Here is a 14,518-nt window from a genome sequence, read left to right on the forward strand (position 1 = left end):
ATCGCCTGCCCGTACCGCCTGCGCGCGGCCGCCCACGCCACCCGGACGAACCCGCCGCCCGGCCGGGTCCGCCGCCGCGGCCCGCGGACCACCGGCGGTCCGGCGCGCTCAGAGCGGGGCCCGCCCGCCGGGCACGGTGCCGCGCGACGGCGGACGCGACGCGGCGCCCTCACCCTCCCGCAGCAGCCGCATCGCGGCGGCGACGGCCGGCCGGTCCTGGTCCAGCCAGTCCACCGACAGCTCCTCGTCCGGCTCCAGCCAGCGCAGCTCGTCGTGGTCCTGGAGCGGCCGCGGCTCGCCGGAGACCAGCCTCGCGGCCCACACCCGCAGCACGAACCCGGGGCGCAGCGCCCACTCACCGGCGATCGGCTCCAGCGGCTCGGCCTCGACGCCCAGCTCCTCGCGCAGCTCACGGACGAGCGCCTGCTCGGGACTCTCGCCGTCCTCCACCTTGCCGCCGGGCAGCTCCCAGCGACCGGCCAAGGCGGGCGGCGCGCTGCGCCGGGCGGCCAGCAGCCGCCCCCGGTCGAGCACCGCGCCGCCCACCACCACACGCACCGTCGTCATACGCGGCAGCCTACGGCGCACACCACGCCCCGCAACCCGCTCACCCCGTCGTCACATCCATCTTCTCCACCACGTAGAGCTGCTGGTCATCGCCGCCGCCGAGGCCCCCGATGACCCGCTCGGCCTCCGCGCGGGTGGCGTACCGGCCCACCCGATAGCGGTGGCCGCCTTCGTCCTGACGAATGACCTGCCAGGGCAGTCGCGTCCCACCGTCAGCCATCACGCCACCCCATCCGCAGCACCGCGTGTCATCCCGTGCCCCTCCCGGGCCGTTACCGAAACCGCATTCTGCATATGCCCGAGCCTACGCCCGACCTTCACTCAGCGGATATGGAATGGCACAAAGAGAAACCGAACCGGCCACCCGCGGGCCCCCGGCGAACCGGGAGGGCCTGCGAGTGGCCGGTGGAGCCGTACGGCTCGGTGGTACGGACCGGGGACGGGCCCCGGGGGCGGCGCCGGTCAGGCGTCGCTGCGGACCTTGCCGCCCGAGGGGCGGTCGTCGTCGGGACCGTCGCCCTCACCGGAGCGCTGGGCACCGATGGTGACCTTGCCGGCCGTCTCCTCGGCCTGCTCCGCCGCCTGGATCTCGGCCTCGACCGCGACCAGCGAGGGGTTCCGCCACGAGCTGCGCACGCCCCAGAAGTAGAACGCGAGGCCGATGACGACGACCACGACGATGTCCAAGCCCTCGGGCAGGTAGCCCTTGCCGCCGAACTCCTTGCCGCCCGCGTACGAGACGACCGCCATCACCAGCAGGTACGCCACCATCCAGGCGCCGGCCTTGAGGTGCGGACGCAGCTCGGCCCACGGCTTACGGCCCTGGGAGAGCGGCTTGCCGATCTCGTACCAGGCCCAGACCGGCAGACCGACGGCCATGATCAGGATGACCTTGCCGGTGAGCGGCCAGCGGCCCCAGTAGAGGACCAGCGAACCGAAGACCATCGCGATCGGGGCGATCACCGGCATCACCTTCAGCTGCACCGGCCGCTTCAGACCGGGCGCGAGGCGGCGCAGCGACATCACGGCGACGGGGCCGGTGATGTACGAGATGACCGTGGCGACGGAGACGATCTCCGCCAGCGAGCCCCAGCCGCGGAAGACCGCGAGGAACAGGAAGGCGATGACGAGGTTGAGCACCAGCGCCGGGCGCGGCACACCGGTCTTCTTGTCGACCTTGCCGAAGATGCCGGGCAGGTGGCCGTTCTCCTGCACGCCGTGGATCATGCGCGAGGTGGTGGCGGCGTAGATCATGCCGGTGCCGGAGGGCGAGATGAAGGCGTCCGCGTAGAGCAGCATCGCGAGCCAGTTCAGGCCCCAGGCGATGGCGAGGTCGGCCAGCGGGGAGTTGTAGCCGAGACCGGCCCAGCCGCCGGAGGCGGAGAGCTTGTCGCCGGGCACCGCCATCAGGAACGCGACCTGCAGGGCGACGTAGATCACCAGGGCGATGACGATGGAGCCGATGACGGCCTTCGGCAGCGAGCGGCCCGGGTTGCGCGCCTCGGCGGCGAGGTTCAGCGGCGACTGGAAGCCGTTGTAGGCCCAGACGATGCCGGAGACCGCGACGGCGGTGAAGACCGAGCTCCAGCCGTTCGGCGTGAAGCCGCCGGCGTCCTTGATGTTGCCCGTGTCGAAGTGCGCGATCATCAGCGCGCTCGCGGTCAGGATCGGTACGACGACCTTGAAGACCGTGATCGCGGTGTTGGTCTTCGCGAACAGCGTGATCGCGAACCAGTTCAGGAAGAAGTAGAAGATCAGCAGCACGCTGGCGAGGCCGACGCCGCTACCGGTCAGCTCCTTGCCGTCGTACAGCGCCTGGGCCCAGCCGAAGTCCCACGAGCTCATGTACTGGACGGAGGCGGTGGCCTCACCGGGGATCACGGAAACGATCGCGATCCAGTTGGCCCACGCCGCGAGGTAACCGGCGAGCGAGCCGTGGGAGTACTGGCCGTAGCGGACCATGCCGCCGGCCTTCGGGAACATCGACCCCAGCTCGGTGTAGGTCAGGGCGATGGTGAGTGCGACGACCGCGCCGATCACCCAGGCAAGGATGGCGGCGGGACCGGCGATGGCAGCGGCCCGCTCGGCTCCGAAGAGCCAACCGGAGCCGATGATGGACCCGAGACCAGTGGCGGTCAGGGCGATGGTCCCTAGGGACCGGCGGTAATTGGAGTGCGAGCCCTGCTCCGCGCTCGGGGTCTTCGTCGTGCTCACGTGCTTGGTCTCCTGGTCTTCCCCCGTGCCGTGCACAAACTTCGCCATCGTAAGAGCGAATCGGATGATCGGAATCCCCCACCCGGCGAAAAGCCCCGCCACAGCGAGCGGGTGTGACTATTCCCACGGCACAGTGCAGCCGACAAATAAGAATGAATGCGGACAACGAACCCGCATGAAACTGGTGTTACGGGCAGTACGAGGCCCCGTCCCGAGGCCCCGAATCCGTCTTCCCGTCCCCCTCTTCGCTTCCTCCCGCCCCCGTCACGCCGGACCTATCTGACCGGCAGGTGATACGTCACGCGGTGCCGGTCGGCGAGGGTGACCACATCGGCGGTCTCCACGGGCCGCCCCCCGGCGAAGTACGTCCGCGAGATGACGAGCACAGCATGGCCCGGCACACCGCCCAGCGCCATGGCTTCTTCGGCCAGCCCCGGGCGGGCGCCGACCTCCTCGACGACGTTGTCCACCACGACGTCGATCGCGGCCATCCGCTCGACCACTCCGCGCCCCGCCAGCGGCCCCTCCTCGGGCAGCATCACCGGCGTACGGCCCGTGATCTCCAGCGGCTCCCAGGACGTCGACACCATGACCGGCTCGCCCTCCGAGCGGAAGACGTACCGCGTCCGCATCACCCGCGCGCCCGGCTCGATCCGCAGCCGCCCGGCGACCGCGCCCCCCGCCTCCTCCTGCCGGCTGCTCGACTCCCAGCTGCCCGCGACCCGCTCGTCCGTCTGCTCCTGCCGGAACGGCGTGCAGGACGGTCCGGCGTGGTGCCCGACGCGGGCGATACGGCGGTGGGCCGGGCGCTCGCGCACATACGTGCCGGAGCCGGAACGCCCCTCGACCAGCCCCTCGGCCATCAGCACCTTCCGCGCCTCCAGCGCGACGGTGTCCGAGACGCCGTACTGGGTGCGGATACGGGCCTGCGAGGGGAGGCGGGTGTGCGGCGGCAGCACACCGTCGACGATCTTCTGACGCAGGTCGCCTGCGACACGGAGGTACGCGGGCTGCTCACCGAAAGGCACGGGCCCCTCCCAACAGCTTGGCAGTCGGTGACAGCGTGACAACTGCGCGTCGCCACCCGCAACCTTGGGCCAGAAAATCGCCCAATGTGATGACGCCCAGCTCACCCCGCATAACGATCAAGAAATTGGGTGACAGGGACGCCGCGGGGGCCGCACCCGAGGGAGACCCATGACCGGCACCCCGCTCCCCGCCCTCCCCGACGACTGGCACCGCGCACTCGCCGTCGCCGCCCACCCCGACGACCTGGAGTACGGCGCGGCCGCCGCCGTAGCCGAATGGACCGCCTCCGGGCACACGGTCACCTATCTCCTGGTGACCCACGGCGAAGCCGGCATCGACGGCCTGGCACCCGCCGAATGCGCCGCGATCCGCGAAACCGAGGAACGCACCGGTGCCGCCCTGGTCGGTGTCGACACCGTCGAATTCCTCGACCACCCCGACGGCACCCTCACCCCGACCCTCACCCTCCGCCGCGACCTCTCCGCCGCCGTCCGCCGGCACCGCCCCGACCTGCTCCTCACCCTCAACCACCACGACACCTGGCCCGGCGGCCACTGGAACACCCCCGACCACCGCACGGTCGGCCGCGCCGTCCTCGACGCGGTCACGGACGCGGGCAATCGATGGATCTTCCCCGAACTCGCCACGGAGGAGGGGCTGCCGCCCTGGGACGGCGTACGCCGGGTGGCGGTGACCGGGTCACCCACACCTACCCACGCGGTGGAGGTGCGGGCCGGCTTCGACGCGGCCGTCGCCTCCCTGGCCGCCCATGGCAGCTATATAAGGGGACTCGGCTCTCCTGGGCGTCCCGGGGCTCCCGTCACCGATCCCGCTGCCTACGCACGGGAATTCCTTGACCGGACCTTGAATCCGGCAGCCGAGGGAGCGGCCCGGGTTGTCCGGTTCGAGGTGTTCTCCCGGTGAGGGGTGGGGGTGGTCAGCCTGTACAAAAGGGCCACCGGGCGCGCGGGAGGTGGCTGGATTTCTACGCCGCGCCGGGACGGTCGTGGGACTTCCCCCGCCTGTGGGCCCTGAGCCGCAGGCACCCGGGGCGCTCGGAAGGGTTTCGCGGGCAGCACGGGCACGGCGTGATACCCGACGCGCCTCCCGACGCCGCCCGCGCTCCGTAAGGTAGGCGGGATGACCCCGTCGCCGGTCACCCCCACGGGCGGCAACACCGAGGCGACCGGGATCGCCTCGGGCGACTTCTCCGCGCAGGCCCACGACGGCCGGCTCAAGGTCGTCTTCACCAAGCCCCCGCAGCAGGTCGACGCCTCGGTGGTGGGCGGCAACGTCAACGTCACCTGCCGCCCGGGGGCGAGCGGTACCGCGCCGGTGTCACCTCGCACAACGACCGGGCGAACTCCTCGGTGACCAGCACCTCGGGCGCCGGGCGCACCGTCAAGGTGCACAGTGAGAACGGCAACGCCCGGGTGGACCACGAGCGGTGACGCCCCGGAAACAGGACACCGGACGCGGCAGGCGGTCACGGTCACGGTAGGGGGTGTCCGCCTCGGCCGTCGGCCGGACGGCGCGGGCGGTCTGCTTCGGGGACGACGAGCAAACGAAATCTCTGGTGTGGCCGCTGCCCCTGGCCCGGACTCTGCTCCATCATCCCGCGCCCCCTTCACGTCAGTTGGATTGTGCTTCTCAGGGATTGGGATTCCGGTAGATGCTTGCGGCCATGGCGCCCAACTGCTTGTTGGCTTTGAGTGCCAGGTCGATGGCACCGTTCACGGTGTTACCCGGTGCGGGGATGTCATTGACGTAGATGGCGAAGGCGTAGCGGCGGCCGTTCTCCGCATCGACATATCCGGCGAGCGCCTTGGTGGTCAGGGCCAACTTCCCGTTGAGGGCACCGATCAGGGTGCCGGTCTTGGCTCGGATGTGGCCTGCGGCCGGGTCGGTGGACTTGATGACGCCGGCCAGCGAGCCGTCTACGCCCATGGTCGGCATGGAGTCGTGCAAGACGCTGAAGTAGTTCTTCACGGAGAGATTCCGCAGTAGTTGTGTCTGGGCGGCCGGTGTGGCCCTGTCACGGGTGAGGCCCTGGGCGTCCACGAGATCGAAGGAATCACGGTCGATGCCGGCACGCGTAAGAAATTCTCGTTCGGTCTTCATGCCGTCGGCGTAGGTGTGCTTGCCGTTGTGGACGGCCATCAGGGGCGGCAGAAGGTTGGCGCCGAGGTTGTGACTGACCTTGTTGATCAGTTTTGCGTATTCCTTGAAGGGGGGTGACGTGTAGCTTGCGGAGACGGGCAGCCTTTTGACCTTCTGCACCGGCGGGAGTTTGCTGCTGGGGTTGTTCCCCAGGGTTGGAGAGGCGACGGAGACGCCATGCTTGGCGAGTGCTTCGATGAGTACCGTGCGGGCGAACGCGGCCGGGTCGGGCACTTGGTACGTCGCGATGAAGGGCGCGGTGGCGTCCGCCGGCACGGAACCCCGTATCCGGATGCGTCCGGCAGCGGGAGAGTCGGTCTTCACGGCCGGCTTCGTCCCGGCGGGAGTCGTGGTGACGCGCGAGTCGACGGTGAACGCGGCGGTCTTGGGGCGCCAGTCGACGGTTGCCTGCCGGCCGGGTGCTGCAGGGGTGATCAGCAGGTCGATGAGGTTGTCGTTGACGACTGTTGGCGTGATGGGTGTGCCTCCGATCGTCACAGGGGCCCAGAGGCGGTCGTCGATGACCACATCTCCGTCGATGTGCCGGATGCCGCTCGCCGCGACCTGTCGGGCGAGGTCGTTGATGCCGGCGAGGGGGTCTTCACGCGTGAAGGTGGCCATACCAGGCACGGCATTTGCATCGGTGTGGTCGAAATCCGGGGTATCGACCTTTCCGAGCGCGTCGGTCCGCCCGCCGAGTGTCAGATCGCCGCTTCCCACCATGATGAGGTTTCCGGCGAGGCGGCCGTCGTGCGATACCGAACCGGAGCGAACAAGGGGGGTGCGGAACCGATGGCTGCTCCCGAGTGTGTCGAGCGCGGCGCCGACGGCGAAGGTCTTGGCGGTCGAGCCTGTCACGAACTTGGACGTGGCGTTCTTGGACTGCACGACCTTTCCGGATTTCAGGTCGGTGACCTGAAGACCCCACAGTCCCGAGGACCATGGGGCACCTCGCATGAGTTTCTGCAGCTCTGCGCTCACTCCAGCAGCGCTCGATGATCCTGGAGCCGAAGGATGCTTGTCAGTTGTGTCGGTGTGGCACGCGGAAGCGGTGAGCGCAGCGACCGTCGAGGCGGCGACGACGGCTACGGTGCGGGGCCATCGGCGTCGTGCCTTCGGCTTGACGGCGTGTGCGCCGTTCATGAGAGTGCGCTCCTGCAAGGCGACGCCTTGGCGGTCCGACGGGGTGTGACGGCGCACGAAGCCAGTGATCCTGGAGAACATTTGGGGTTGATCCTCATCTTGTTGCGCGGCAGTGACGCGCGTGGTCATGCCGGAGTTACGAACGCAGGGCCCGGGCAGCAACCGTGCGTGATGCGCGGGCAGCCTGGAGGGCCAGGGCGAGGCAGGTGGTCAGGAGGGTCACAGCGGCGAGTGCGCCGAGCGTTTCCCACGGGAGACCGTTCAGAACGCGGGCGAGACTGATCCTGGCTCCCGCGGCGATGGTGGCACTCGTGACGGCGATGGAGATCGCGCCGAAGAGGATTGCCGTCCCGGCGTAGATGGCTCCCTCATAGATCGTTGACCGGGTGACCACGCCCGGTCGTGCGCCGGCGACCGTCACGACGGCGGAGTCACGGGTGCGCTCCCGCCCGACCAGGGCGATCACGGCGAGGCCGCCGACCCAGGACACGACGAAGACCCAGCCCAGAACGACCATGACGTCACCCAGCCCGGCGGTGCTTCCGGGCATGACGTTCCCCATCACCATGAAGAGCCCGACAAACGACAGGGAGAGCGCGAAAGGCAGCACCGTAGTGACGCTTCGAGCCGCCCGTGCGCGGCACGATTGCACGGCAAGGTGCCAGGTGACGCTGCGCGACGGTACGAGTGCGGTCCAGAGCTTCATCAGAGGTGTGAGAACCCACGGCCCCATCAGCAGCGCCAGGCAGATGAGGAACAGGTCGCCGGCGAAAGCGAAGGCCGTCCGCTGTTCGACGCCGCCTTCGAGTTCCAGCCCCAGCCCGGGAATCCACATGCCGACCACTCCGGCGAGGAGACACAGGGCGAGAACGCTGCGTGCGGCACCCGGCCGGGCCGGCGGATCCGAGAGGTCCCGGAAGGCGCGCATCTCCGGTGTCCTGGCGGCGCGGCGTGTGACTCCCCAGCCGCCGAGCAGACACGGAACCACCCCGAACAGCACAGCTACGCCCACGTGCCAGAGCTCGAAGCCGACCGTCGCTCCGTGCAGATCGAGTCCCGTGGCCGTCCACTGATCGAGGGCGATACCCGCTACCAGAGGAGCCGGCGGCACCGCCAGCGCACCGGCAATCGTGCCGAGCACCATCAGTTCGGTGCGCAGGATGCGCCTGACTCGATTGCGGGGGATCCCGAGGATCACCCACAGGGCGTGTTCGCGTCGCTGGGTCTTCAATGTCAGACCGACCGCGGACGCGACGATGCCCACGGCGGCGAACAAGGTGAAGAAGACGATGTTTCCGCCCAGCGCGATCGACGCCGAGGACATGCGTGTATCGCCTGCTGCGCGCGCCGCCGAGACAGCGGTGAACATGGCGATGACCGAGCCGGCTGAGCATGCCGCGCCGACCGCCGCACACACGAGCGTCCACAGCCACATGGATGCCTGCATGCGGATGTCCGACAAGACGAGTCGCATCATGCTGCTTCGTCACCTGCCTCATCCACGGACTGCGCCGCGAGGACGGCATCGCTCACCGCGCGGGAGTCGCCGCCGGGAATGACGGCGTGAATGCGCCCGGACCCCATCACCACGACCTGGTCGGCCCGTGCGGCCGCGTGAGGGTCGTGCGTGACCATGAGGACCGTGGTCCCCTGCGCGGGGAGCGCCTGGAGCCAGTCGAGCACGACATGACCGGACTTGAGATCGAGCGCCCCGGTCGGCTCGTCGGCGAAGACGATCCGCGGCTGATTCGCGACGACCCGGGCCACTGCGACGCGCTGGCGTTCCCCGCCGGAGAGGCGGTCGGGACGCCGCCGGGCGTGCTTGGCGATGCCGAGCCGCGTCATCGCATCGTCAACACGGGACTTGGGCACACGGTGGCCGGCCAGCCGCGCCGGAAGGGAGATGTTGTCCTCGACGGACAGAGAACTGACGAGGTTGTACTCCTGGAAGATGAAGCCGATGTTCTCGCTGCGGAATGCAGCCTGCTTGCGTGGCGAGAGCGAAAGGATGTCCGTCCCGAGGATCTCGATGGAACCTGCGGTCGCTCGCTCCAGGCCGGCCGTGCACAGCAGGAGCGTGGACTTGCCGGACCCGGACGGGCCGACGACGGCAGTCAGCCGGCCTTCTGGAACGTCAAGGTCGACAGCGTGTAGGACACGTGTTGTCTCGCGTCGACGCCCCGGGACCGGAAAGTCCATCTGAAGGCCACGCAATCGAATACACGGAGCAGAAGAGGAAGCTGAAAAAAGCATGTCGCAAGCCAAGCAGGGCGCGAGGGCCGATGCACGGGTGCCTGCACTGCTTGAAGGTAGACCTGGGTCTACCTTCTGACCGTGTGCGACAATCTCACCATGGCGCAGATTCGCTTGGTCCGGAGGGTACTGACGGAATTGATCGCAGCAATAACCTTCCCGATTCTGCTGCTTTCTCTCCTCATTGTGCCAGCAGCGGCCCCAGTGGTGGCAGAGGTAGACCGTTCACGAGCCCATTGGTGTGGTGCTGAGGCACTGTCCCTGAGGCCCGCTGCTCAGAGCTGGATGCGATGGGTGACACTCCGGCTGCGTTCAAAGTCGGTATGGAGAACCGACCTCCCTGTTTTCCTCGCCGCGTTGCTCCTGTCCGCGCTGTCGCTGTTGATTTCCTTCTTCGGGTTCATCGGCGCCGCCGCCTTGATTTTCTCTCCCGTATTCTGGGCCTTCGGTATCGCAGCACAGGTCGGCCCGTTCACGCCGAAATCGGTACAGCAAACCCTTCTGGCCGTGCCTGCAGGAATTGCTCTGGGTGCAGTCACCGCGAGTTCGTTGACCGGAGTGTCCCTTCTTCGTGACCTTCTCCTGCACGCTTTCTCGAGAAGCCGGGACTCGGACCTACTGGCGAAACTTGAGGAGCTCCGCAGCAGCAGGGCGTCCCTGACTGCGGCCTTCGAGATTGAGCGACAGCGAATCGAACGCGATCTGCACGACGGAGCCCAGCAGGAGCTCGTCGCCGTCGTCATGCGCCTTGGGATGCTGGAGGCGTCAGCCGCCGACCACGAGCGAACCGTGCAGCTTGCGCGCCAGGCACAGGCCCACGCGGAACGCGCCCTGGAACGGCTGCGGGAAACGGTGCGTGACATCCACCCTCGTGAGCTGAGCGACCTCGGCCTCATCGCAGCTGTCCGGGAACTGGCTGCGCGATCACCCCTGCGCGTCGAGTTGACCAGCAATGGCGACGACTCTCAGCTTTCGTCGCCAACCGCGACGGCGGTATACTTCACCGTCTCCGAAGCTCTGACAAACATCGCGAAACATGCAGGCGTGGGCACCGCACAGATCGACATGAAATGCGCTAAAACTAGCGTGAAAGTGCGCGTTAGTGACGACGGTGCCGGCGGTGCGAGAATCGATGCGGGTTCCGGACTCGCAGGACTGCGTGAGCGAATGCGGAGTGTCGGCGGGGATCTCGAAATCCTCAGCCCGGCCGGTGGCGGAACAGAGGTCACAGCGTCCGCCCCCAGCCAACCCCCGTGGTAAACGAAACAGATTGAGCAACCCGATAGGGGCGGGCATGAGAATTGTCCTGGCGGACGACAGTGTGCTGATTCGGGCGGGTATCCGAGAGATCTTGACATCCAACGCGCATGACGTGATCCGCGAGTGCGAAGACGCCGATGAGCTGGTGGCCGCTGTCGATGCATTGGCGCATTCCGGGACCGCTCCAGACATCGTTATTACAGATGTTCGCATGCCACCGGGAAACACGGATGACGGGCTCCGTGCTGCAATCGATCTGCGCTCCCGGTACCGGGATCTGCCGGTAGTGGTCCTTTCCGCATATGTCACGGGACCGTATGTGCGAGAGCTCCTCAACGGACCAGGCGCTGACGGAGCCGTCGGGTACCTTCTCAAGGAGAAAGTGGGAAGAGTCGCAGACTTCCTACGGGCTCTCGAGACGGTCTCCAGGGGCGGAGTAGTGATCGACCCCGAGGTCGTCCGCCACGTCACGCGCGCTCACTCTCCCCAAGGGCCGCTTGCCCGACTCACCGCCCGCGAACGAGAGGTGCTCGCCCTCATGGCCGAGGGGAGCTCCAACGCGGAGATCGCATCGAAGTTGTTCCTTTCGGGCGCCGCTGTCAGCAAGCATGTGGCGAATGTTTTCGCGAAGCTCGGCATGGCTCCCGGCGAAGACAACAGACGAGTCAAGGCAATTCTGACCTGGTTTGAATACAATTGACTCGGCGCCACTACGCCAGCCTGTTGATCCAGCACGGCGAGTCCGTGAAGACGGTCTCCGAGCGCCTCGGCCACACGAACGCGGCCATGACGCTGAACATCTACACCCACCTGTGGCCCGACTCCGGGGAGCGGACCCGGGCCACCGTCGACAAGGCGTACGCGGACCGGTCCGCCGATGCCCGACCGCAGGTCGACGAAGCGACGTAACCGCTCCGCCGCGTGCCGGGCTCATCCAGCACGCTGCGGACTCCGCGCGGACCGCAAAGGCCGCCCAACCCGCTCCGCCGCAGGTCAGACGGCCTTCCGTCGAACATCTCAGACGTTGAACCGGAACTCCACCACATCCCCGTCCTGCATCACATACTCCTTGCCCTCCATGCGGGCCTTGCCCTTGGCGCGGGCCTCGGGCACCGAGCCGGTTTCGACCAGGTCGTCGAAGGAGATGACCTCGGCCTTGATGAAGCCCTTCTGGAAGTCCGTGTGGATGACGCCGGCGGCCTCGGGGGCGGTGGCGCCCTGCTTGATGGTCCAGGCGCGGGATTCCTTGGGGCCGGCGGTGAGGTAGGTCTGGAGGCCGAGGGTGGCGAAGCCGGCGCGGGCGAGGGTGGCGAGGCCGGGCTCCTCGGCGCCGACGGACTGGAGGAGCTCCATGGCGTCCTCCTCGTCCAGCTCGGCGAGGTCGGCCTCCAGCTTGGCGTTGAGGAAGATCGCCTCGGCGGGGGCGACCAGGGCGCGCTGCTCGTCCTTGAACGCCTCGTCGGTCAGCTCGTCCTCGTCGACGTTGAAGACGTAGAGGAACGGCTTGGTGGTGAGGAGGTGGAGGTCGTGGAGGAGCTCTTCGTTGCCGGAGCCCTGGACGATGCCCTGGGAGAAGAGGGTGTCGCCGCGCTCCAGGATCTCCTTGGCCTCCTCGACGGCCTTGACCTTGGGGACGACGTCCTTCTTGATGCGCGACTCCTTCTGGAGGCGCGGCAGGACCTTCTCGATGGTCTGGAGGTCGGCGAGGATCAGCTCGGTGTTGATCGTCTCGATGTCGTCGCGGGGCGAGATCTTGCCGTCGACGTGGACGACGTTCTCGTCGGCGAAAGCCCGGATGACCTGGCAGATCGCGTCGGACTCGCGGATGTTCGCGAGGAACTTGTTGCCCAGGCCCTCGCCCTCGCTGGCGCCGCGGACGATGCCCGCGATGTCGACGAAGTCGACGGTCGCCGGGAGGATGCGCTCGGAGCTGAAGATCTCGGCGAGCTTGGTGAGGCGGGTGTCGGGGACGCCGACGACGCCGACGTTGGGCTCGATGGTGGCGAACGGGTAGTTGGCCGCCAGCACATCGTTCTTGGTCAGGGCGTTGAACAGGGTCGACTTGCCGACGTTGGGCAGTCCGACGATTCCGATCGTGAGCGACACGGTGGCGACATCCCGGGGAGCGAGGCGGTGAGGGCGGACACGGCTCCCGCAGGGGGTGTCCCCAGGGGCCGATCCACCAGTTTACGGGGCGTGCGCGGTGAGCCGCCCGGCCCGGTGCGGGCCCCTCGAACGCAGCACCGGCGCAGCACGGATATGGAACCCTGGCGTGTCCCGAAGCCTGTTAATACCACTTAGCGGCCTACCGTTGGCGGGTGGAGCAACAAGATGCGCGCGCACCCCAGCACCGCCCGTCCGTGAGCGGCGGGCCCTCCGCGGTCCGGGATCCCCGGCTGCCGCGCCCGGCGGCGGCACGGTCCGGCGGCCGGGAACGGTCCGGCACCGGCCCGGCGGACGCCGAGCGGCGGGCCGCCGGCACCGCGACCGTCTACCGGGCCGGGCGGCGGCCGCTGCCCGCGCGGGTCGCGGCGGTGGCGCGGCGGATGCCCGCGCCGAAACTGACCGGCCTGGGGTGCGGTCTGCTGAGCACCTTGGCGCTGCTCGCCTTCGCCGCCCTGGACGAGCTGCTCCTCGGCGGTGCGCAGACCCCGTACGGCGTGTTCTTCGTCCTGGTGTCGTTCTGCGCGGGGCTGTGGGTGCGGCCGTACGACCTGGTCGCGGCGCCGGTGGCGCTGCCCATCGCGTTCACGCTGGGGGCGGTGCCGATCGAGCACGGCACCAGCGGGTTCGGCGGGCTGGTGATGGGCGTCTTCAGCGTGCTGGCGCTGAACGCGGGCTGGCTCTACGCGGGGACGCTGGTCTGTGTCTTCCTCGCGCTGGTGCGCAAGGCGGTGCTCATCGTGCGGCGTCGGGCCAGCCGACCGGGGACGCGACCGGAGCGTCCGGGGGGCCGCCGGCGTCCGGCGGAGCGTCCCGGGGCGGAGGGGCGGGAGCCGGGGCGGGCTCACGGTAACCGTCCGCGGCAGGTGGCGCCGCAGCCCGAGTGGCGTGAGCGGCCATCGCGGCACCCACGATCCCCGCGTCGTTCCGAAGCCGAGCCGGCACGATCTCGGCCCTGATGCCGTCGAGCAGCGGCAGGAACTTGTCGGCCTTGCGGCTGACCCCGCCGCCGAGCACGAACAGCTCGGGTGAGAAGAGCATCTCGACATGGGCGAGGTATTTGCGCAGCCGCCGCGCCCAGTGTGACCAGCTCAGCCCCTCGGTGTCCTTGGCGCTGGTGGCGGCGCGGGTCTCGGCGTCGTGGCCGTTCAGCTCCAGATGGCCCAGTTCGGTGTTGGGCACCAGGCGGCCGCCGGTGAAGACGGCGGAGCCGATGCCGGTGCCGAGGGTGAGGACGATGACGGTGCCGCGGCGGCCGCGCCCGGCGCCGTAGCGCATCTCGGCGAGCCCGGCGGCGTCCGCGTCGTTGAGGAGGGTCACCGGGCAGTCGCCGCCGAGGCGTCCGGTGAGCAGCTGGGCGGCGTCGGTGCCGATCCAGCCCTTGTCGACGTTGGCGGCGGTACGGGTGAAGCCGTCGGTGATCACGCCGGGGAAGGTGGCGCCGACCGGGCCCGTCCAGCCGAAGTGCGCGACGACGTCACGGACACTGTCGGCGACCGCGCCCGGGGTGGCGGGCTGCGGGGTGAGGACCTTGTGGCGCGGCTCTGCCAGCTCGCCGCGCTCCAGGTCGACCGGGGCGCCCTTGATACCGGATCCGCCGATGTCCACACCGAAGACCTTCATGGGAAAAGGCTAGGGGCGGCGGGCCCGGGGCGCCCCAGGAACGCGGAATCGGCGGGCGGACCGGCCGGGCCCGCCACGGCCCGGCACCGGAAAAGCGGAACCGGCC

14 protein-coding genes and 1 pseudogene are annotated in these 14,518 nt (G+C 68.9%); 6 read left to right on the plus strand and 9 right to left on the minus strand.

Features of this window, described 5'->3' with window-relative positions; all coding sequences use genetic code 11:
* Window positions 1-108 precede the first annotated feature (108 nt).
* From ACF1BH_RS02005 to ACF1BH_RS02020, 4 genes are all read right to left on the minus strand, one after another.
* Window positions 109-567 (minus strand): (deoxy)nucleoside triphosphate pyrophosphohydrolase, encoded by a 459-nt coding sequence (locus ACF1BH_RS02005; protein WP_391640441.1) that lies wholly within the window; start codon window positions 565-567, stop codon window positions 109-111.
* A gap of 40 nt (window positions 568-607) precedes the next feature.
* Window positions 608-787, minus strand: coding sequence for an SPOR domain-containing protein (locus tag ACF1BH_RS02010; RefSeq protein WP_391640442.1), 180 nt, complete (start codon window positions 785-787; stop codon window positions 608-610).
* Between the two features lie 242 nt (window positions 788-1,029).
* Window positions 1,030-2,781, minus strand: a complete 1,752-nt coding sequence (locus ACF1BH_RS02015) for an APC family permease (RefSeq protein ID WP_391640443.1) — start codon at window positions 2,779-2,781, stop codon at window positions 1,030-1,032.
* 275 nt (window positions 2,782-3,056) lie between these two features.
* Entirely contained in the window at window positions 3,057-3,809 is a 753-nt protein-coding gene (locus ACF1BH_RS02020; RefSeq protein WP_391640444.1) for a GntR family transcriptional regulator, read from the minus strand.
* A 169-nt stretch (window positions 3,810-3,978) separates the two neighbouring features.
* Between ACF1BH_RS02020 and ACF1BH_RS02025 the strand changes: the two genes are divergently transcribed.
* Window positions 3,979-4,734, plus strand: coding sequence for a PIG-L deacetylase family protein (locus ACF1BH_RS02025; RefSeq protein WP_391640445.1), 756 nt, complete (start codon window positions 3,979-3,981; stop codon window positions 4,732-4,734).
* Between the two features lie 216 nt (window positions 4,735-4,950).
* On the plus strand, window positions 4,951-5,184 hold the full coding sequence (locus ACF1BH_RS02030) for a hypothetical protein (protein ID WP_391640446.1): 234 nt from the start codon (window positions 4,951-4,953) through the stop codon (window positions 5,182-5,184).
* 276 nt (window positions 5,185-5,460) lie between these two features.
* Here ACF1BH_RS02030 and dacB read toward each other — a convergent pair whose 3' ends face one another.
* The 3 genes from dacB to ACF1BH_RS02045 are packed head-to-tail and all read right to left on the minus strand — an operon-like array spanning window position 5,461 to window position 9,312.
* Window positions 5,461-7,242, minus strand: coding sequence for a D-alanyl-D-alanine carboxypeptidase/D-alanyl-D-alanine-endopeptidase (dacB, locus tag ACF1BH_RS02035; protein WP_391640447.1), 1,782 nt, complete (start codon window positions 7,240-7,242; stop codon window positions 5,461-5,463).
* Between the two features lie 7 nt (window positions 7,243-7,249).
* Window positions 7,250-8,590: an FtsX-like permease family protein gene (locus ACF1BH_RS02040; RefSeq protein ID WP_391640448.1), complete on the minus strand. Its 1,341-nt coding sequence runs from the start codon at window positions 8,588-8,590 to the stop codon at window positions 7,250-7,252.
* Window positions 8,587-9,312, minus strand: coding sequence for an ABC transporter ATP-binding protein (locus tag ACF1BH_RS02045; protein WP_391640449.1), 726 nt, complete (start codon window positions 9,310-9,312; stop codon window positions 8,587-8,589). The genes ACF1BH_RS02040 and ACF1BH_RS02045 overlap by 4 nt, the downstream gene beginning before the upstream one ends.
* Before the next feature lie 135 nt (window positions 9,313-9,447).
* Between ACF1BH_RS02045 and ACF1BH_RS02050 the strand changes: the two genes are divergently transcribed.
* Genes ACF1BH_RS02050 through ACF1BH_RS02060 form a run of 3 tightly spaced genes read left to right on the plus strand, consistent with a single transcriptional unit; the run spans window position 9,448 to window position 11,535 of the window.
* Complete coding sequence (locus ACF1BH_RS02050) at window positions 9,448-10,626, plus strand: histidine kinase (RefSeq protein ID WP_391640450.1); 1,179 nt, start codon at window positions 9,448-9,450, stop codon at window positions 10,624-10,626.
* A gap of 34 nt (window positions 10,627-10,660) precedes the next feature.
* On the plus strand, window positions 10,661-11,326 hold the full coding sequence (locus ACF1BH_RS02055) for a LuxR C-terminal-related transcriptional regulator (RefSeq protein ID WP_383714452.1): 666 nt from the start codon (window positions 10,661-10,663) through the stop codon (window positions 11,324-11,326).
* Window positions 11,323-11,535 carry a tyrosine-type recombinase/integrase gene (locus tag ACF1BH_RS02060; protein ID WP_391640451.1) on the plus strand — a complete coding sequence of 71 codons (213 nt, stop codon included), beginning with the start codon at window positions 11,323-11,325 and terminating at the stop codon, window positions 11,533-11,535. Before ACF1BH_RS02055 ends, ACF1BH_RS02060 begins: the two co-directional genes overlap by 4 nt.
* Window positions 11,536-11,643: 108 nt before the next feature.
* On the opposite strand, the gene ychF is transcribed toward ACF1BH_RS02060, so the two are convergent.
* Complete coding sequence (gene ychF, locus ACF1BH_RS02065) at window positions 11,644-12,732, minus strand: redox-regulated ATPase YchF (protein WP_391640452.1); 1,089 nt, start codon at window positions 12,730-12,732, stop codon at window positions 11,644-11,646.
* Between the two features lie 440 nt (window positions 12,733-13,172).
* Between ychF and ACF1BH_RS02070 the strand changes: the two are divergent.
* Window positions 13,173-13,463: pseudogene (locus ACF1BH_RS02070) on the plus strand (DUF6542 domain-containing protein); the annotation flags it as partial.
* Between the two features lie 61 nt (window positions 13,464-13,524).
* On the opposite strand, the gene ppgK reads toward ACF1BH_RS02070, so the two are convergent.
* Complete coding sequence (gene ppgK, locus ACF1BH_RS02075) at window positions 13,525-14,412, minus strand: polyphosphate--glucose phosphotransferase (protein WP_391640453.1); 888 nt, start codon at window positions 14,410-14,412, stop codon at window positions 13,525-13,527.
* Window positions 14,413-14,518: the final 106 nt, after the last annotated feature.

This window comes from Streptomyces sp. NPDC014733 (assembly GCF_043083385.1).
Taxonomy (GTDB): domain Bacteria; phylum Actinomycetota; class Actinomycetes; order Streptomycetales; family Streptomycetaceae; genus Streptomyces.